General features: G+C 60.1%; 14 protein-coding genes. 2 read left to right on the forward strand and 12 right to left on the reverse strand.

The features are described from left to right. Window positions 1-2 precede the first annotated feature (2 nt). Complete coding sequence (gene pilB, locus K9857_RS07185) at window positions 3-1,700, reverse strand: type IV-A pilus assembly ATPase PilB (protein WP_224534193.1); 1,698 nt, start codon at window positions 1,698-1,700, stop codon at window positions 3-5. Between the two features lie 227 nt (window positions 1,701-1,927). On the opposite strand from pilB, the gene K9857_RS07190 reads away from it, so the two are divergent. Beyond that, window positions 1,928-2,341: a pilin gene (locus K9857_RS07190; protein ID WP_224534194.1), complete on the forward strand. Its 414-nt coding sequence runs from the start codon at window positions 1,928-1,930 to the stop codon at window positions 2,339-2,341. Window positions 2,342-2,662: 321 nt separating this feature from the next. After that, the gene (locus K9857_RS07195) at window positions 2,663-3,016 is read left to right on the forward strand and encodes a BON domain-containing protein (RefSeq protein WP_224534195.1); all 354 of its coding nucleotides are present in this window, start codon (window positions 2,663-2,665) and stop codon (window positions 3,014-3,016) included. A gap of 264 nt (window positions 3,017-3,280) precedes the next feature. Here the strand turns inward: K9857_RS07195 and K9857_RS07200 are convergent, their stop codons facing one another. The 11 genes from K9857_RS07200 to K9857_RS07250 form a co-directional block, all read right to left on the reverse strand. After that, window positions 3,281-3,577, reverse strand: coding sequence for a DUF2845 domain-containing protein (locus K9857_RS07200; RefSeq protein ID WP_224534252.1), 297 nt, complete (start codon window positions 3,575-3,577; stop codon window positions 3,281-3,283). Next, complete coding sequence (locus tag K9857_RS07205) at window positions 3,577-6,531, reverse strand: DUF748 domain-containing protein (RefSeq protein WP_224534196.1); 2,955 nt, start codon at window positions 6,529-6,531, stop codon at window positions 3,577-3,579. Before K9857_RS07205 ends, K9857_RS07200 begins: the two co-directional genes overlap by 1 nt. Before the next feature lie 93 nt (window positions 6,532-6,624). Next, window positions 6,625-7,641 carry a class I SAM-dependent rRNA methyltransferase gene (locus K9857_RS07210; RefSeq protein ID WP_224534197.1) on the reverse strand — a complete coding sequence of 339 codons (1,017 nt, stop codon included), beginning with the start codon at window positions 7,639-7,641 and terminating at the stop codon, window positions 6,625-6,627. Between the two features lie 164 nt (window positions 7,642-7,805). Next, window positions 7,806-8,678, reverse strand: a complete 873-nt coding sequence (locus K9857_RS07215) for an oxygenase MpaB family protein (protein WP_224534198.1) — start codon at window positions 8,676-8,678, stop codon at window positions 7,806-7,808. Window positions 8,679-8,744: 66 nt separating this feature from the next. Then, the gene (gene acs / locus K9857_RS07220) at window positions 8,745-10,682 is read right to left on the reverse strand and encodes an acetate--CoA ligase (RefSeq protein WP_224534199.1); all 1,938 of its coding nucleotides are present in this window, start codon (window positions 10,680-10,682) and stop codon (window positions 8,745-8,747) included. Between the two features lie 187 nt (window positions 10,683-10,869). Next, entirely contained in the window at window positions 10,870-12,534 is a 1,665-nt protein-coding gene (gene pgi, locus K9857_RS07225; protein WP_224534200.1) for a glucose-6-phosphate isomerase, read from the reverse strand. Between the two features lie 359 nt (window positions 12,535-12,893). Next, window positions 12,894-13,754, reverse strand: coding sequence for a pantoate--beta-alanine ligase (gene panC, locus K9857_RS07230; protein ID WP_224534201.1), 861 nt, complete (start codon window positions 13,752-13,754; stop codon window positions 12,894-12,896). Further along, the gene (gene panB / locus K9857_RS07235; protein WP_224534202.1) at window positions 13,751-14,551 is read right to left on the reverse strand and encodes a 3-methyl-2-oxobutanoate hydroxymethyltransferase; all 801 of its coding nucleotides are present in this window, start codon (window positions 14,549-14,551) and stop codon (window positions 13,751-13,753) included. The genes panC and panB overlap by 4 nt, the downstream gene beginning before the upstream one ends. Before the next feature lie 366 nt (window positions 14,552-14,917). Further along, complete coding sequence (gene folK / locus K9857_RS07240; protein WP_224534203.1) at window positions 14,918-15,403, reverse strand: 2-amino-4-hydroxy-6-hydroxymethyldihydropteridine diphosphokinase; 486 nt, start codon at window positions 15,401-15,403, stop codon at window positions 14,918-14,920. A gap of 3 nt (window positions 15,404-15,406) precedes the next feature. Next, complete coding sequence (locus K9857_RS07245; protein ID WP_224534204.1) at window positions 15,407-16,804, reverse strand: polynucleotide adenylyltransferase PcnB; 1,398 nt, start codon at window positions 16,802-16,804, stop codon at window positions 15,407-15,409. 756 nt (window positions 16,805-17,560) lie between these two features. Further along, window positions 17,561-19,003 (reverse strand): sigma-54-dependent transcriptional regulator, encoded by a 1,443-nt coding sequence (locus tag K9857_RS07250; RefSeq protein ID WP_224534205.1) that lies wholly within the window; start codon window positions 19,001-19,003, stop codon window positions 17,561-17,563. Window positions 19,004-19,020 lie beyond the last annotated feature (17 nt).

A 19,020-nucleotide genomic window follows, 5' to 3' on the forward strand; every position in this document is an offset into this window, starting at 1 on the left:
GTTCAATCCTTGGTAACCCGGTTGATTTCTTCAAGGCTGGTGATGCCCTGCATGGCTTTGTGCAGGCCCGAGGTGCGCAGATCATCGAAGCCGTCCTTGCGCATCTGATCATCGATCTGCAGCGCGTTGCCCTCGGCCATGATCAGCCGTTGCAGTTCTTGCGTGTTTTTCACCACTTCGTAAATCCCCACGCGTCCCCGGTAACCGCCGTTGCAGTGATCGCAACCGGCCGGCCCGTAGATCGTGAACGTGCCGATGCGTTCCTCGGGGAAACCTTCCTTAAGCAAGGCCTCACGGGGAATGTCCAAAGGAACGCGGCAGTGGCTGCACAGCTTGCGCGCCAGGCGCTGGGCGATGATCAGGCTGACGGAGGTGGCGATGTTGAAGCCCTGGATGCCCATGTTGTGCAGGCGGGTCAGGGTTTGCGCGGCGCTGTTGGTGTGCAGGGTCGACAGCACAAGGTGGCCGGTCTGGGCGGCCTTGATGGCGATTTCCGCGGTTTCCAGGTCGCGGATCTCGCCGACCATGATCACGTCCGGGTCCTGACGCAGGAACGAGCGCAGTGCCTGGGCGAAGTCCATGCCCTGTTTGGGATTGACGTTGACCTGGTTGATGCCTTCCATGTTGATCTCCACCGGGTCTTCGGCGGTGGAGATATTGATGTCGACGGTATTGAGAATATTCAGACCGGTGTAGAGCGAGACGGTCTTGCCGGAACCGGTGGGACCGGTCACCAGAATCATTCCCTGGGGCTGCTTGAGCGCCTCCATGTACAACGCTTGCTGCTCGGGTTCGTAACCGAGTGCGTCAATGCCCATCTGCGCGCTGGACGGATCGAGGATCCGGATCACCACCTTTTCGCCCCACAGGGTGGGCAGGGTGTTGACCCGGAAATCGATGGATCGGCTTTTCGACAGGCGCATCTTGATTCGCCCGTCCTGGGGCTTGCGGCGCTCGGAGATGTCGAGGCTGGCCATGACCTTGAGCCTTGCGGCGATGCGGCTGGCCAACTGGATCGGCGGCTTGGCGACTTCGCGCAGGATGCCGTCGGTGCGCACACGCACGCGGAAGACCTTTTCGTAGGGTTCGAAATGCAAGTCGGAGGAGCCGCTTCGGATAGCGTCGAGCAGCATCTTGTGAACGAAGCGCACCACTGGCGCGTCATCGGCATCCTGGCCGACGATGGCGTCCTGGCGGTCGTCGTCCGATTCGATGTCCACGCCATCGAGGTCAACGTCGCCCATCTCTTCCAGACCGCTGGAATGAGTGTCGAAGAATTTCTCGATGGCGTCGCTGAGCTTGTCTTCTTCGACCAGGATCGCTTCGGTGCTCAGGCCGGTGCTGAATTGAATGTCGTTGATGGCCTGGTGATTGGTCGGGTCGGAAATCCCCACGAACAACTTGTTGCCACGCCGCCAGAGCGGTAAGGCGTGGTGCTGGCGCACGAGCTTTTCGCTCACCAGTCCCTTGGGTTGGGTTTCCTTGTCGAGGTGATTGAGGTCCATCAGGGCCATGCCGAAATGTTCCGAGGCAATCTCGGCGACCTGGCGGCTTTTCACCAGTTTGTTCTGCACCAGATAGCTGACCAGCGAGATACGGTTGCGCTGGGCTTGCTGCGACGCCTGTTGCGCGCTTTTGTCAGTGAGCAGTTCGGCCAGCACCAATTGCTTGGCCAGACCGCTTAAGGCGATGTCATTCATTGGGAATCCGGGGGAAGACCGTTGGATGACTTATAGCCTAGTCAAGCGAAGGAGCCAAACCAGGCACGGTCGGGTGACAAAAAGTGTCAGATAGTGCGGATCCTGGGGGCCGTGCGGGGCGGCAACGCCTTCCAATGCCCCCGCCAATTGGGCGCACGGGGCTTGGCATGGGCTGTGCTGAGACAGATTCAGATCATGAGATTCCTACTCATGCACGGAGGCTGTCTATGAAGACTCAAAAAGGTTTTACCCTGATCGAGCTGCTGATCGTGGTGGCGATCATCGGGATTCTGGCGACGTTTGCGATTCCGGCTTATTCCAAGTATCAGGCGCGGGCGAAGGTGACGGCGGGGTTGGCGGAGATTGCCGCGTTGAAGGTGCCGTTTGAGGATTTGATGAATTCTGGTACAGCTGAGCCGACCACTCTGACGGGGGCTGGTACAACAACGCAGAACTGCGCCATTGCGGTAACTGGTACAGTTGCTTCCGGTGCGGGAACGATCGTTTGCACATTGCAAAAAGCTCCGGCCCCGGTTGCCGGGAAAACCATTACGCTTTCTCGTAGCACTACCGGCTGGTCGTGCGCGACCGGCGTTACTGCTGAATACGCGCCACCTGGCTGCACAGCAGCTGCCAGTTAAGTTACCTACCAAACATAAATGCCTCTATCGTGAGATAGAGGCATTTTTTTTGGGAAACATACAAGGAACTAATCGCATTCCTAATAACGTTGGAAAATCTCGCAAATTCATGGCCTTACGCCTGCTTTAAAGTCTGCAACTTGCAAGTCGAGAAATTCCAAGTCATGCAATTTGCATGGTTTCGAAAGAATCGTTTTTTCATAACTTATTGATTTTTAACGTTTTATCGGCAGTCTCAAACTTGGCACACCGTTCGCAATATCTCCTGTACCTGCTGACAAATATCCCAGCAGACTTTCCAGAAAAACAGGAGTTACTCGTATGAAGAAGTTCGCTATCGCTGCCGCTACTGCTACCGCACTGACCCTGACCATGGCCAATGCCGCGTTTGCACAGTCAGAAGCCACTCAGGCCCCACTGATGCTCGCAGCCGGTGAAATGACCCAAGCCAAGGAAGCTACTTCCGATACCTGGATTACCACCAAAGTCAAAAGCGACCTCGTCACCGAAAAAGGCATTCCTGGTACCGACATCAAAGTTGAAACCAACAAAGGCGTCGTGTCCCTGTCTTCGACAACTGCCGTGACTGAATCCCAGAAAGCCACCGCCGTGGCGATCACCAAGAAAATCAAAGGCGTGAAAGCGGTCTCCGCTGACGGCCTGAAAGCCGAGTAAGGCAAGCTTCTCGCCTGGACTGGGAGAAGACGCGACAGGCGGGCCGAGCAATACGTCTGTCGCCTCTTGGAGTTCATGCGAAAGGCCACAAGGAGGTGGCCATTACAGGCCCCGACAAGGATGTCGGGGCCTGTTCTATTTTGCGGCGATATAATCTGACTGTAGGAGCGAGGCTTGCCCGCGAAGAGGCCGGCACATCCAACATCGATGTCGCCTGACACTCCGTCTTCGCGGGCAAGCCTCGCTCCTACAGGTTCAATGTCCTTAATTGCCGCGTTTGCTGGTGATCTGCGTCAGCCGATTACCCTCGAACCGCAGGAACTGATACATCCCGCTTTTCGGTCCGTAGGTCCATTCCTCGACCGGAAACTCTTCCCGCCGATTCACACTGCGTTTGTAACCCAACATATCGCGACTGACCGGCTCACCGCATTTCTGCAGCACCTCCCCCGCACGATCACCGACGCTGATCAGCTGGCTGCCACAGCGCAATGTATCCGCCGCGAACGCCGGGCAGGCAGATGTCGCCAACACCAGCGCGAACAACAATTGCCGGCCCATCATTCGGCATCCAGATGCATGGGGGTGATGACCTTGCCGTCTTTCTCCGCCTCACCCAGTTGCGCGTCGATGAAGTACACGCGATCGTCAGCCAGTTGGCCCTTGTCCACCAGGTAATCCTTGATGCTGCTGGCGCGGTCCTGGCCCAGCTGGCGCAACAGCACTTCGCTGGAACTCCAGAACTGGATCACGCCTTCGCGCATCTTCGCCGTGCGTTCTTCCTTGCCCAGATCCGTCCATTCGGCCGGCGGCTGAGCCTTCAGGCGGGTGCGATAGATCCCTTCCAGCAGCGGGCCTTTCTCGCTCTCCGGCACTTGCAGCATGGAGGCCTGGGCCGGGACCTTGTCGCCGCGACGCTGGAGCATTTTGTAGTAGTTGTATTGATACTCACGCTCCAGACGCTGCTCGGCGATCAGCGGACCGTCGCTGCTCTTGGCGGCGGTGCCTTCGATTTCCAGGCGCAGGGCAGGGCGCTCTTTCAGGGCATTGGACAGTTTGACCAGCGCCGCTTCGGAGTCCTTGCTCAGGTCGCTGGAGCCCGGTGCGAACGCCACGGTGCCCAGGTCTTCCGAACCGCCACCAGCCACCAGGCCGCCGATGAGTTTGAACGGCGCAGCGGCCGCCTTGACGATCAGGTTACGCAGGGTCTGCCAGACGATCGGCATGACGCTGAACTGCGGATTGTTCAAGTCGCCGGACACCGGCAGCTCGATGGAAATCTTGCCGTCGACGTCCTTGAGCAAGGCAATCGCCAGTTTCAGCGGCAGGCTGACGGCATCGGGACTGTCGACCTTCTCACCCAGCTGCAGCTGCTCGACCACCACTTTGTTCTCGGCCTGGAGCTGGCCCTTGGTGATCTTGTAGTGCAGGTCCAGATTGAGCCGGCCCTTGCGGATGCGATAACCGGCGAACTTGCCGGAGTAGGGCGTCAGCGTGGTCAGTTCCACTCGCTTGAAGCTGGTGGCGATGTCGAGGCTGGCCATCGGGTCGAACGGGTTGACCGCGCCCTTGATGGTCACCGGTGCATAGCGATCGACCTTGCCCTTGACGTCGACGCTGGCCGGCTTGGCCTGACGACTGTCGATGGTGCCGATCTGGCCGTTGAGTTCCTGCACGGCGGTGGCGAAATTCGGCGTCAGGCTGAAGTCGGCGAAGTTGGCCGAACCGTCATTGATGGCTATGCCGCCGATATGGATACCCAGCGGTTTTTCCTTGCTCGCAGGCTTGGCGGCAGCGGACTTGGTGCCGGAATCCGCCGGTTGCGGAATCAGCAGGTCGTCGATGTTGGTGGTGCGGTCATCGTTGATCATGAACCGTACATAGGGCTGCAGCAGGTTGATCTTGTCGATCGACAGGCTGTCGCCATGCTGATAGTTCAGGCCATCGACCACCACCTGCTGCCATTTGAGGAAATCGCGGGTCTTCAGGGTGTCGAGGGTGTGCAACTGATCGATCTGTGCGCGGCCGGTAACGCTCAGGGCCAGCGGCTCGGTGCTTTTCAGATTCACCGCCAGATCGCTGCCCAGCATGCCGCTGCGCAGCTCCAGGCGAATGAACGGGCTTATGTAGGACTGCGCGACACGCAGATCGATGTCGCTGGTCTTCACATTGAGTCTGGCAGTCACTGGCGCCAGGTTGACCTCGCCTTCGGCGCTGAGCTTGCCCTGTTTGCCCACGCCGGTATCGAGCTTGAGCTGGAAGGGCGAGCCGTTGAGGCTGTCGAACTTCTGCAGGTCGAGATTCAGCGGGCCCAGTTCCAGGGCCACGGCCGGTTGGGCTTTGCGGTCAGCAAGATGCACCTGGTAATTGCGCAGTTGCACATCGTTGAGCAGCACCTGCCAGGGCTTGGAAGGTTGCGCTGCGGGTTTTGGTGAGTCTGCCGCCGCCGGAGCGCTGGCCGGCTCCTCATCAGCTTTGACTTTGGCGGCGGGCTTGGACGGCTGGCTGGCGAACAGTTTCTGCCAGTCGAGTTGGCCATCGGCTTCCAGGGCTGCCCAGGTTTCCAGTTTGTTGCTGCGGATCTTGCCGACGACGACTTGCTGTTTCGCCAGGTCGACCGTGGTTTCACTGACTTCCAGACGCTCCAGTTTCACCAGCGGCCGACCGTCAGGGGCCTTGATGGCGAAGGGCGCGATGGTGGCCGAGACATTGCTCAGCAGCAGTTCGGTTTCCTTGGACAGGTTGAGCTTGTAGTCGGTGCTCAGGCTGACGATACCCTCTTCGAGCACCAGCGGTACTGCATCGCGCACATAGGGCCAGAAAGCCTTCATCTTGCCGTCGGTGAGCTTCAACTTGCCTTCGGAGGCCAGGGGAATGAGGCTGAAATTGCCGGTCCAGTCGATCTGCCCGCCATTGGGGCCGACGGCCACCAGGGTCATGTCGGCGCTGTCTTCGGGCAGGGTGCTGAGATTTTTCAGTTCAAAATCGAGTTTGTCGTAGATGAATTCGATGGGCTCGCTGGGGCGTTCATCCAGAAAATGTACGCCGCCACCCGCCAGCTTGATGCTGTCTATGCGCAGTGGAAAAGGCTTGGCGTCAGGATCGGCCGGGGTGGGATCACTGGGTGGCAGTTTGAACAGGCCGAGCAGATTGAGTTTGCCGTCCTTGCCAAATACGACCTCGGTCTTGGATTTGTCCAGTTCGATAGCCGACAGATGCACGGCTTTGGTCCAGAGACTGTCCAGGCTCAGATCCGCGTACAGGCGTTCGAAGCCTATCTGTTCCTTGCCCGGCTCGCCGATGTTCAGGCCCCAAAGGGTCACTTCAAGGCTGAACGGGTTGAGTTCGATTCGCTGCAAGGACGCAGGCGTCGTGGCGTAGTTGGCCAATTGCTGATTGGCGATACGCAGGGCGACGCCCGGCAAAATCAGAAAGCCCAGCAGGCTGTAGAGGGCCAGAGCAGTCAACAAGGCGCCGACGGCGCGAATCAATCCTTTGTACATGCGTGGCTTCATCTGTCTGAATCGGAGTGCCTTGGAGTATGGCACGCGTTTCTGGTTCCGAAGTGAAAGCCCCGTCAACGAATTTTCAGATTTGTCTGACGCAAATCAGAGCTGCAGGATCAGGGTTTTCAACGGTGGTTGCTGATCCATCGATGGGAAGTCATCCGCCGGTTTCATCTCGGTCCACTCGCGCACCGGCCGCCCGGCTTTCTCGGCGCAACGCAAAACCTGTTCACGCCAATCGTCCATGCTGACTTTCGCCAGGTTGTTGCAGCAGATCAGCACGCCGTTGTCGGCGGTGGCCAGCAGTGCCGGTTTCAGCAGGCTCTGGTAGTCGCGCAACAGGTCGACGGTGCCGAACGCGCTCTTGGCCCAGGCCGGCGGGTCGAGCAGCACGAGGTCATATTGGCGTTGTTCCAGGCGTGGATAGCTCGGCAGTTTTTGTCCGCGACGCTGGCTGATCGGCAGGCCGGCCAGTTGGCGGATGGCCGGGAAATAGTCGGACTGGATGAATTCCATTGTTGGTAGTTGCGGGTTGAGCTCACCGTTTTCACGACCGACCGCCAGGTTGCCTTCGGCGAAATCCAGATTGCACACCTCGCGAGCGCCACCGGCCGCGGCGCTGAGGCCGACGCCACAGGTGTAGGCGAACAGGTTGAGTACGCTTTTGTTTTGGCTGTGAGCCTTGACCCAGCCGCGAGCGTTGCGCAGGTCGAGGAACAGCAGCGGGTCCTGTCCGGCATGACGCCCGCGCACCCGGTAATTGAGGCCCCATTCGTGACCGACGAGGTCTTGCAGGGCGGCCTCCTCGGCACGGTAGACGCTGTCTTCGCGGTCGATGCGCGAGTTGCCCCGGGAGCGGTCGTTATAGACCAGCAGGCTGTCGATGCCCAGGTGCTGATTGATGATCTCGTGCAGTTGCAGCAGCGCGTCGCGCTCCAGCGTCTGGTGGAAGCTCTGCACCATCAATTGCGGACCGTAGCGGTCGATGGTCAGACCGCCGGCGCCTTCCTGGCTACCGTGGAACAGCCGATAGCAATCGGTACCCTGGCTGTGCAGTTCAGCCAACAGGTCCTGGCGACGTTCAAGGGCGGCGCGCAGCGCCTGATTCAAGGAAGACATGCTGGGCGCCTTGCAGGTGGGAATTTGGCGCGGGAGTTTAGCAGCTTGGCGCGGGAACAGCCCCCTGTGGGAGCGGGCTTGCCCGCGAAGAGGCCGGCACATCCAACATCATTGTTGCCTGACATGCCGCCATCGCGGGCAAGCCCGCTCCCACAGGAGGGCAGTCAGGTCAAAAGTCCCATCCGCCGCTTCGCCCGCTGCACCGAGCCATTGCGCACCGCCCAGCGCAACATCGGCGCACTGCGGTTGACGCTGGCGCGGATCAGTTTGCGCTGCAGCGGGCTCTGGCTGACGCCGAGCAAATCGCTGGCCCAATCCGGCAACAGATCAATCCCGGCCTGCATCATCAGCCCGCCAAAAGGCTTGGCCAGGCGACTCGGCGAAGGAGCATTCAGCAACAGCCGCAGCACTTCGCGACTGCGCTCGTCACACAGCAATTGTGGCCGGATGCGTTCCAGGTACTCGGTAATTTCCTGCCGCGAGCGTGGAACGTCTCGAGCCCCCAAGCGTTCAGCGACCAACGCGATCTCTGCGTAATAGCGATCCTGATCGGCAGGCGATAAATGCGGATTGCGATACCGCAGATGCGCGGCCAGAAAGTTGCTGACCTCGGCCACATGCACCCAGGTCAATAGCTCGGGATCGCTGGCGGCGTAAGGCCGGCCATCGGGCGCGGTGCCGGTGATCTGCAGGTGAATGGTGCGCACTTTCTCGATCAGCCAGTCGGCGTCCCGGCTCGAACCGAAGGTGGTCCCGGAAATGAACTGCCCGGTGCGCCGCAACCGGCCGAGCATGTCCTCGCGAAAATTCGAGTGGTCCCACACGCCCGCCAGGGCCAGCGGGTGCAGTGCCTGCAGCATCAAAGCACTGATGCCACCGATGAGCATGCTGCTGAAATCGCCATGCACCTGCCAACTGATCGAATCAGGCCCGAAGAGGCCGGGATCGCCCTTGGGATTTTCCAGATCCAGCTTGCCCAGGGACAGGCCGGTCAGACTCATGATTTGGGTTTCGATGCGGCTGCGGATGAATTCCATGGCGACTCGGTAGTGCAAAGAGGACGCGGCCGGTGAAGGCCGCGCATGCTTTTCTGGTTCAGTGATTTACTGATTCAGGCGCTTGTCGATCAGGCCCTGCACCACGCTCGGGTCGGCCAGGGTCGAAGTATCGCCCAGGCTGTCCAGCTCGTTGCAGGCGATCTTGCGCAGGATGCGGCGCATGATCTTGCCGGAACGGGTTTTCGGCAAGGCCGGCGCCCACTGGATCAGGTCCGGTTTGGCGAAGCTGCCGATTTCCTTGCTGACCAGCGAGAGCAGTTCTTTCTTCAGATCGTCGCCGAATTCGACACTGTTCATGGGCGTGACGAAGGCATAGATGCCCTGGCCTTTGACGTCGTGGGGGTAACCAACCACCGCCGCTTCGGCCACGCTGTCGTGCAGCACCAGGGCGCTTTCCACTTCGGCGGTGCCGATACGGTGCCCGGAGACGTTGATCACGTCGTCGATACGCCCGGTGATCCAGTAGTCACCGTCTTCATCGCGACGTGCGCCGTCGCCGGTGAAGTAATAGCCGGGATAGGGTTTGAAATAGGTGTCGACCATCCGTTTCGGATCGCCGTAGACCGTGCGGATCTGTGCCGGCCAGCTGGATTTGATCGCCAGCACGCCGCTGCCGGCGCCTTTGATTTCCTTGCCTTGTTCGTCGAGCAGCACCGGTTGCACGCCGAACATGGGTTTTGTGGCGCAGCCGGGTTTGATCCGCTGGGCGCTGACCAGCGGGCTGAGCATGATGCCGCCAGTTTCGGTCTGCCACCAGGTATCTACGATTGGGCAACGCTCTTCGCCGACCGTGTGGAAATACCATTCCCAGGCTTCCGGGTTGATCGGCTCACCCACGGTGCCGAGCAGTCTGACGCTGGCGCGGGAGGTGCCCTTCAGCGGCTCCGGGCCTTCACGCATCAGGGCGCGCAGGGCGGTGGGGGCAGTGTAGAAAATATTCACCTTGTGCTTGTCGATGACCTGCCAGAAGCGCGAGACGCTGGGATAGCTCGGTACGCCTTCGAAAATTAGCGTCGTGGCGCCGTTGGCCAGCGGGCCGTAGACGATGTAGCTGTGGCCGGTGACCCAGCCGACGTCGGCGGTGCACCAGAAGACTTCACCGTCGCGGTAGTCCAGCCAGTACTTGAAGGTCATTGCCGCTTGCAGCAGATATCCGGCAGTGGTGTGCAGCACGCCCTTGGGTTTGCCGGTGCTGCCGGAGGTGTAGAGGATGAATAGTGGATCTTCGGCGTCCATCGGTTCGGGCGGGCAGTCGTCGCTCACCTCGCGCAGGGCCTGGTGATACCAGATGTCCCGGCCTTCGACCCAGTTCACCTGATTTTTGGTGCGCTCGACCACGACCACGGTGCTGACGTTCGGGCAACTTTGCAGGGCCTTGTCGACGTTTTGCTTGAGCGGGACGGATTTGCCGCCGCGCACGCCTTCATCGGCGGTGATCACGGTGCGGCAATCGGCATCGAGAATGCGGTCGCGCAGGGAGTCAGGGGAGAAACCACCGAATACCACCGAATGCACCGCACCGATACGCGAGCAGGCGAGCATGGCGTAGGCCGCTTCGGGAATCATCGGCATGTAGATGCACACCCGATCGCCTTTCTTCACGCCACGGCTTTTGAGCACGTTGGCCAGGCGGCAGACGTTCTGATGCAGTTGTTTGTAGGTGATTTGGGAGGAGTCGGCGGGATCGTCGCCTTCCCAGACAATGGCGACCTGATCGCCGCGTGTTTCCAGGTGCCGGTCGATGCAGTTGTAGCTGACATTCAACTTGGCCCCGGCAAACCAGCTGGCGTCACCGGTTTTCAGGTCATAGCGCTGGACAGTGTCCCAGGGGGCGATCCAGTCGAGGAATCGGGTGGCCTGTTCGGACCAGAACTGGCTGGGGTGTTCGATGGATTCGCGGTACAGGCGGTGGTAGTCGTCTTGACTCAATTGTGCAGCCCGGCGGACGGCATCGGCTTTGGGGAACGTGCTGATATCGAACATGACGGTTCCTTATTCTTGTTGTGGTCAACAGGTAATAAAGATGCGCCGAGTGCCCGGCTGGTTCAAGAGGGGAGCCGTGCGACCCTCGTAGGAGCGAAGCTTGCTCGCGAAGAACGATGACGCGGTGTACCTGATACACCGCATCGTCTGATTCGCGAGCAAGCTTCGCTCCTACGGGGTTGGGGGATTACCCGCGATGACGCCCGCGGAAGTAATTGATCAGCCCCTGAGTGGACGGGTCTTCAGCTTCGGTTTCCTCGCTGCCGACGAGGCGGTTGTACACGCCCTTGCCCAATTCCTTGCCCAGTTCCACGCCCCACTGATCGAAGGCGTTGATGCCCCAGATCACGCTTTGCACGAAGACCTTGTGTTCGTACATGGCGACGAGCGCGCCCAGACGGCGCGGGCTGATGCGCTCGACCACCAGAGTGTTGCTCGGACGGTTGCCCGGAATCACCTTGTGCGGTGCGAGTTTCTGCACATCGGCTTCGGCCATTCCCTTGTCGCGCAGTTCGGTCTCGGCTTCGGCCAGGGTCTTGCCCAGCATCAGCGCCTGGCTCTGCGACAGGCAGTTGGCGTACAGCCACTGGTGGTGGTCGGCTACCGGGTTGAAGCTGACGATCGGCACGATGAAGTCGGCCGGGATCATTTGGGTGCCCTGGTGCAGCAACTGGTGATAGGCGTGCTGACCGTTGCAGCCCACGCCGCCCCAGATCACGGGTCCTGTGTCGGTGGAAACCGGCTTGCCGTCCTGACGCACGCTCTTGCCGTTGGATTCCATGTCCAGCTGCTGCAGGTGCTTGGTGATGTTACGCAGGTAGTGGTCGTACGGCAGGATCGCGTGGCTTTGCGCGCCCCAGAAGTTGCCGTACCAGACGCCGAGCAGCGCCAGCAGCACCGGCATGTTCTGTTCGAACGGGGCGCTCTGGAAGTGCTGGTCCATGGTATAGGCACCGGACAGCAGTTCCTTGAAGTTCGACATGCCGATGGCCAGGGCGATTGGCAGGCCGATGGCCGACCACAGCGAGTAACGCCCGCCGACCCAATCCCACATCGGGAAAATATTCTCTTCACGGATACCGAACGCAACGGCCGCGGCGTTGTTGCTCGAGACCGCGATGAAGTGACGGTGCAGCTCGACTTCCGAACCACCCTGGGCCAGGTACCAGGCACGGGCGGCTTGGGCGTTCTTCAAGGTTTCGAGGGTGTTGAAGGATTTCGACGAGACGATGAACAGCGTGGTCTCGGCGCGCAATTTCATGGCCAGCTCGTGGAATTCGCTGCCGTCGATGTTCGCCAGATAGTGGCAGCGCACGCCTTTATGGGCGTAGGCCAGCAGGGCTTCGGACACGAGCTCAGGGCCGAGGAACGAGCCACCGATGCCGATGTTCACCACGTCGGTGATCGGCTTCTCGGTGTAACCGCGCCACAGACCGTCGTGGATGCGGCCCACCAGGTCGGTCATCTGGTTCAGTACCTTGTGCACTTCCGGCATCACGTTGACGCCGTTGACCGACAGCTTGTCGCCGACCGGACGGCGCAGCGCGGTGTGCAGGGCAGGGCGACCTTCGGAGGCGTTGACGATCTCGCCGTCGAACAGCGATTTGATCGCACCCTTGAGGTCGACTTCGTTGGCCAGACCTACCAGCAGATCGCGGGTCTGGGCATTGATCAGGTTCTTCGAATAGTCGAGAAACAGGCCGCAGCTGCTGAGAGTGAATTGAGTGAAACGCTGCGGATCGGCATTGAAGGCCTCGCGCATGCTGAAATCCTGCATGGCTTGGCGGTGGTCATTCAACGCCTGCCAGGCGGGCAGAGCGGTAACGTCATGAGGAGTGCGGTAGTACGCCATCGCTGCGGGTTTCCTTATTACTTGAACGGCCTTTTGAACACGAAAAATCCCGGAGCGCTGTGGGTGGGCGTCCCGGTCGCCTGCGTCGACACGATTTCATGGCGCAGGGCGACTACAGTAAACCCCGCGCAATGATCTGTCTTGACTTTGTCTGACCCGTTTCCGGTACTTTTTTAACATCCAGGTTAGAAACGGTCCGACAAACGGACAGGGCAGGCTCGGATCAGGCCATCTGGACTTCAACGGCAGGAGATTACTTGTGGGAGCGGGCTTGCTCGCGAATGCGGTAAGTCAATCAACGGTGAGGTTGAATGACACTCCGTATTCGCGAGCAAGCCCGCTTCCACAGGTACTTTTGTTCAGGCGGGGGTATCGAGGTTCAGGTGCAGGTTGTCGATCAACCGCGTGGTGCCGAGGAATGCCGCCACCAGGATCACCAAGTCGCGATCTTCTGCCGTTGCCGGACGCAACGTCAGGGCGTGACGGATTTCCAGGTAGTCGGGACGCAGGCCAGCCGCTTCGAGCTGTTTGATCTGCGCGGCGATCAGCGCCGGGAAATCCCGATCGCCCTGTTTGATCGCCTCGGCAATCTGGCTCAGGGTGCGATAGACCACCGGCGCGGTGGCGCGCTGCTCTTCGCTGAGGAAGCCGTTGCGCGACGACAGCGCCAAGCCATCGGCGGCGCGAACGGTCGGCTCGCCAATGATCTGGATCGGCATGTTCAGGTCATGCACCAGGGCGCGGATGACCGCCAGCTGCTGAAAGTCTTTCTGGCCGAAAATCGCCAGGTCCGGCTGGACCATGTTGAACAGCTTGCTGACCACGGTCGCCACGCCTTCGAAATGCCCCGGACGGCTGGCGCCGCACAGGCCTTCGGACAATTGCGGGACGCTGACCCGGGTCTGGCCGGTCATGCCGTCGGGGTACATTTCTTCGACCGTTGGCGCGAACAGCAGGTCACAACCGGCTTCCAGCAGCTTTTCCTGGTCCGCGGCGAGGGTGCGTGGGTATTTGTCGAGGTCTTCACCGGCGCCGAATTGCAGCGGGTTGACGAAAATGCTCGCGACCACGAAATCGACCCGCTGGGTCGCCTTGGTGATCAGCGCGACGTGCCCGCTGTGCAGGTTGCCCATGGTCGGCACGAAGCCTATGCGCTTGCCTTCGCTACGGGCGCGGGCAACGGCGGCCCGCAGTTCGCGTACGGTCTTTACGGTGTTCATGCGGAGAATCCATGTTCGATGCCAGGGAAGGTCGCCGCTTTGACTTCAGTGACGTAGGCGCTCAGGGCGCCGTTGATGCTTTCCTGGCCAGCCATGAAGTTCTTCACGAATTTGGGCACGCGACCGGTAATGGACAGGCCCAGCATGTCGTGCAGGACCAGTACCTGGCCATCGGTGCGATGGCCGGCACCGATGCCGATCACCGGAATGCTCACCGCCTGGGTGATCTCTTCAGCCAGTTCGCTCGGCACGCACTCGAGCAGCAGCATGGCGGCGCCGGCCTGTTCCAGGGAAATCGCGTCGGCGCGCATCTGGCGGGCCTGGTTTTCGTTGCGGCCCTGGACCTTGTAGCCGCCGAGGATGTTCACCGCTTGCGGCGTCAGGCCCAGGTGCGCGCACACCGGGACACCACGCTCGGCCAGCAGGCGAATCGAATCGGCCAGCCACAATGCACCCTCGACCTTGATCATGTGCGCACCGGCCTGCATCAACAGGGCGCTGTTGGTCATGGCTTGTTCAGTGGTGGCGTAGGCCATGAAGGGCAGGTCGGCGAGGATCAGCGCATCGGTGTTACCGCGCTTGACCGCCGCTACGTGATACGCCATTTCGGCGGTGGTGACCGGCAGGGTGCTGTCGTGGCCTTGCAGAACCATGCCGAGGGAGTCGCCCACCAGCAGCACTTCGACGCCAGCCTGGTTGCAGGCGTGGGCGAAGGTCGCGTCATAGCAGGTCAGCATGGTGATCTTTTCACCTTTCTGCTTGAGGCTCTGGAGCGTGGTCAGGGTGATGGCTGGCATGTCAAAAAATCCTCGTTCAGGCGCTCTGGAAACTACTGCGAGTAACGCGCGTGATTCGTCATCTACTCAGGCGCACGGTCTTTTGTCGTGCTTATAAGGCCTGGATTGCGCCCTTTTAGTGCCGTGTTGACGGCAGCGGGACGCCTATAGTCGTGAGGAGAACCCGGGAAGTCAATTGCGTGTGTTACCGCATTGTTACGTCGGGGGTGTTACCGAAGGGGACTGATGCGATTCAGCAGATTCTGTAGGAAATGGCGCAAGCCAATGTGGGAGCGGGCTTGCTCGCGATAGCGGAGTGACATACAGCAACATTGTTGACTGATACGCCGCCATCGCGAGCAAGCTCGCTCCTACAAGGGGTTTTGATCAGGCTTGGGGCAAGCGTTCCAGGCCGACGAACGGGCAGGCAGCGAGCAGGTCCGCGAGGGTGCGGCCATCGGCCAGGCGCAGATCAGCAGGTGCCAGTTCAGCCAGGGGATAAAGAACGAAGGCGCGTTCCTGCATGTGATAGTGCGGGACCTTGAGCCGCGGCTCGTCGATCAGGCGATCACCGAACAGCAGGATGTCCAGGTCCAGGGTACGCGGGCCCCAGCGCTCGAGACGCTCGCGGCCCTGTCCGTTCTCGATGGCTTGCAGCGCATCGAGCAGCTCCAGCGGCGCGAGGCTGCTGTCGAGGGCGGCGACCGCGTTGGTGTAACGCGGTTGGCCGGGCAGCAGCGAGTCGCTTTGATAGAAGGCCGACACCCCGACCAGTTGCGTTTGCGGCAGCTGCGTCAGCGCGGTAACAGCACTGCGCAGCTGTTCGGCAGGTTCAGCCAAATTGCTGCCCATACCGATGTAGATGCGTTCCATGGATTACTCGCCGCTACCCGATACGCCCGCTGCGCGTTTGCGCTTGGAGCCGCCGCTGCGGCGACGCTTGCGTGGCGCGCCGGTGCCTTCATCCTTGCCGCTGAGGTCGCGAATCATGTCGCGGCGCTCGCTTTCGTTGGCGTCCTGATAATCCGTCCACCATTCGCCGAGGCCATCGGTCTGCTCGCCCGCGCTTTCGCGCAGCAGCAGGAAGTCGTAGCCAGCACGGAAGCGCGGATTGTCCAGCAGCAGGTCGGCACGTTTGCCACTGCGGCGCGGCAGGCGCTCCTGCATGTCCCAGATCTCGCGGATCGGCATGGTGAAGCGTTTTGGAATCGCGATGCGCTGGCACTGTTCGGCAATCAACTCGTGCGCCGCTTCCTGCATCGCCGGAATCGGCGGCATGCCGCGATCCTGCAGGCGCAGTACGCGCGCCGGCAGGGCAGGCCACAGCAAGGCGGCAAACAGGAACGCCGGTGTGACCGGCTTGTTCTGCTTGATGCGCAGGTCAGTGTTGATCAGCGCTTCACTGATCAGGGTGTGGGTGTAGGTCGGGTTGTGCTCCAGGGCCTCGGTACTGGCCGGGAACAGCGGATCGAACAGTTGCAGGTCAACCAGCATTTCGAAGGTGTCCGCGGCGTAACCCGAGAGGAACAACTTGAGCACTTCTTCGAACAGACGCGCCGCCGGGATTTCCCGCAACATTGGCGCCAGCTCGCGAATCGGCAAGGCGCTGTGCTTCTCGATACCGAAATTCAACTTGGCCGCAAAACGCACGGCCCGCAGCATGCGCACCGGGTCTTCCTGGTAGCGTTGTTTCGGATCGCCGATCAGACGGATCAGGTGATTGCGAATGTCATGCACGCCATTGGCGTAGTCGAGGATGCGCTCGCTGACCGGATCGTAATACAGGGCGTTGATGGTGAAGTCGCGGCGCTGCGCGTCTTCCTCAAGGGTGCCGTAGACGTTGTCGCGCAGAATACGCCCGCTCTCGTTGCGCGAAGACTGGTTGCTGTCTTCGTCCTCTTCGTTTTGCGGGTGATTGGCCCGGAAGGTCGCGACTTCGATGATTTCGCGGCCAAAGTGGATGTGCACCAGCTTGAAGCGACGGCCGATGATTCGCGCATTGCGAAACTCCGCGCGTACCTGCTCGGGAGTGGCGCTGGTGGCGACGTCGAAATCTTTCGGGGTAATGCCCAGCAGCATGTCGCGCACGCAACCGCCGACCAGATAGGCCTGGTAACCGGCACTTTGCAGGCGTTCGACGATATTCACCGCGTACCGGCTGAATTGCGCCTTCTGCAGCGAATGTTGGCCGCTGTTGAGCACTTCAGGCGTGCTGCGAATGTGTTGCGTGCGACGCACGGGGGGACGGAATGACTGGAACAGCTTCTTCAGCATGGGATGCACTGTTTGAAGGAATGTTCGGCCAAAACGAAGAATTGACCGCATGATGGGCGGGGATTCTAGCATTTAGTCGGGGGATGGTGTAGGACGCAGAAAATATGAGCTGCCCCCTGTGTAGGAGCGAGCGTGCTCACGATGGACGCGAATGATGATGCGGGGAACCGGATTTGCCGGCAAGACAGAAACTACAAGGGGAGCCGAAGCTCCCCAAGAAGTAGTTGCATGCTCTATTTTTGTTATTGGTTTCGGGCTTTTTGTTTTTGTTAAGTGCCCACGCCATGAAGCTTTTCCTTCATGACCCTCCCAATCGGGAGCCAAGAGCAAACGGATTGCTTTGGTCGCTGAATTGCAGTGATCTTTCGATCCAACCAGTACAGGCTCTGTCTTAAGACAGTTTTTTGTTGTTCTCGGCCTGGTCGTGGGGCAAGCCCCAAATACAACGCCTCTCCAAAAGAATCAGTTAGCTGCGCCTCTCGCCGTCTTGTTTTTATTGTGCGTGAGTCGATTCGTCTTATTTTTATTGTCTTGTACGTTGCTTGTTATTGTTCTTGTACCAAACATATAGCAGGGTGCGTGCCAACTTTTGCAAACCCCAGTAAAACAAGGGGTTGTGCGTGTGTGGCAGGTTTTCGAGGGCGAAAAAAAGCCGGGGTTTCGTTACCGTAAACCCCGGCTTCTGTTACGTGAAAAATCTGAGGTAACAGTTTTTTCACAAAATCGCGTGTTACCCGCACATCAGACAGCTGTGGTTCAGCTCTCGCTGGCTACACCCGTCTTGCGCCGCGGAATGCCCAGGCGCTGACGGCGTTCCCACAGGCATTTGCGGCTGACCCCAAGCTTGCGGGCCAGTTCGGTTTCGGTCATGTGGTCCTGGTGCTCGAGTACGAAGTGCTGGAAATAGTCTTCCAGTGACAGGTCCTCGGTCGGCTCATGATTGCTGTTGGCAGCGCTGCTGGAGCCCTGTTGCGGGGCCAGGCCGATGAACTCGTCGTCTTCCAGATCGCCCAGTTCGATGTCGATGCCCAAAAGCTCGGCGGAAATCTCCGGGCTCTCGCACAGGATTACCGCGCGCTCGACAGCGTTTTCCAATTCACGAACGTTACCCGGCCATGAGTAATGGCGAATGGCTTGTTCGGCGTCGGGGGCGAATTTCAGATCGGTGCGGTTGATCCGCGCGCTCTGACGCGCCAGGAACGCATTGGCGATTTCGTTGACGTCGGCACCACGCTCGCGCAGGGCCGGCAGTTTCAACGCGATCACGTGGAGGCGGTAGTACAAGTCTTCACGGAACTGGCCGATCTTCGCCAGGTTCTTGAGGTCACGGTGGGTCGCGGCGATCAGGCGCACATCGACCTTCTGCGACTGGACCGAGCCAACCCGGCGAATTTCGCCTTCCTGCAGTACCCGCAGCAGACGCGCCTGGGCTTCGAGAGGCAGTTCGCCGATTTCGTCGAGGAACAGGGTGCCGCCGTCCGCCGCCTCCACCAGACCGGCACGCCCGGCGCTGGCACCGGTAAACGCGCCTTTTTCGTGGCCGAACAGCTCGGACTCGATCAGGCTTTCCGGAATGGCCGCGCAGTTCACCGAAATCATCGGCGCCTTGGCGCGTTTGGACAGGTTGTGCAGGGCGCGGGCCACCAGTTCCTTACCGGTACCGGATTCACCCTGGATCAGCACGTTGGAATCGGTAGGAGCGACTTTGCGGATCTTGCCGTAAAGGTCCTGCATCGGTGGGCAGGAGCCAATGATGCCGATCTCGCCGTTGCTGTTGTCGGTGCCCGATTTGGCCGCACCATTGGCGGCTTTGCCGGCCACCAATGGTTCGCCGCTGGCTTGCAGCGTCTGGCGATCGCGCAGGATGCGTGCGACCGCCTGGAGCATTTCATCGTGATCGAAAGGCTTGGCGATGTAATCCACCGCGCCCATCTTCATCGAATCAACTGCCGAGCGCAGGCTGGCGTAGCTGGTCATGATCAGCACAGGCGTACCCTGGCCGAGTTTGATCAATTCGGTGCCCGGTGCGCCCGGCAGACGCAGGTCACTGACAATCAGGTCGAACGTGGTAATGGTGAAACGTTCTTGTGCTTCCTGCACGGATCCGGCTTCGCTGACCTGGTACTGATTGCGTTCCAGGAGGCGGCGCAAGGCAGAGCGGATAATGGTTTCGTCTTCGACGATCAAAATGTGCGGCATTGATTCGATACTCTCGA

The organism is Pseudomonas sp. REP124 (genome assembly GCF_020164475.1).
In the GTDB taxonomy this organism is placed as follows: Bacteria; Pseudomonadota; Gammaproteobacteria; order Pseudomonadales; family Pseudomonadaceae; genus Aquipseudomonas.

Coding starts and splice junctions, on each gene's coding strand:
- pilB (WP_224534193.1), bottom strand. CDS start 1,700: ATGAATGACATCGCCTTAAGCGGTCTGGCCAAGCAATTGGTGCTGGCC.
- K9857_RS07190 (WP_224534194.1), top strand. CDS start 1,928: ATGAAGACTCAAAAAGGTTTTACCCTGATCGAGCTGCTGATCGTGGTG.
- K9857_RS07195 (WP_224534195.1), top strand. CDS start 2,663: ATGAAGAAGTTCGCTATCGCTGCCGCTACTGCTACCGCACTGACCCTG.
- K9857_RS07200 (WP_224534252.1), bottom strand. CDS start 3,577: ATGGGCCGGCAATTGTTGTTCGCGCTGGTGTTGGCGACATCTGCCTGC.
- K9857_RS07205 (WP_224534196.1), bottom strand. CDS start 6,531: ATGAAGCCACGCATGTACAAAGGATTGATTCGCGCCGTCGGCGCCTTG.
- K9857_RS07210 (WP_224534197.1), bottom strand. CDS start 7,641: ATGTCTTCCTTGAATCAGGCGCTGCGCGCCGCCCTTGAACGTCGCCAG.
- K9857_RS07215 (WP_224534198.1), bottom strand. CDS start 8,678: ATGGAATTCATCCGCAGCCGCATCGAAACCCAAATCATGAGTCTGACC.
- acs (WP_224534199.1), bottom strand. CDS start 10,682: ATGTTCGATATCAGCACGTTCCCCAAAGCCGATGCCGTCCGCCGGGCT.
- pgi (WP_224534200.1), bottom strand. CDS start 12,534: ATGGCGTACTACCGCACTCCTCATGACGTTACCGCTCTGCCCGCCTGG.
- panC (WP_224534201.1), bottom strand. CDS start 13,754: ATGAACACCGTAAAGACCGTACGCGAACTGCGGGCCGCCGTTGCCCGC.
- panB (WP_224534202.1), bottom strand. CDS start 14,551: ATGCCAGCCATCACCCTGACCACGCTCCAGAGCCTCAAGCAGAAAGGT.
- folK (WP_224534203.1), bottom strand. CDS start 15,403: ATGGAACGCATCTACATCGGTATGGGCAGCAATTTGGCTGAACCTGCC.
- K9857_RS07245 (WP_224534204.1), bottom strand. CDS start 16,804: ATGCTGAAGAAGCTGTTCCAGTCATTCCGTCCCCCCGTGCGTCGCACG.
- K9857_RS07250 (WP_224534205.1), bottom strand. CDS start 19,003: ATGCCGCACATTTTGATCGTCGAAGACGAAACCATTATCCGCTCTGCC.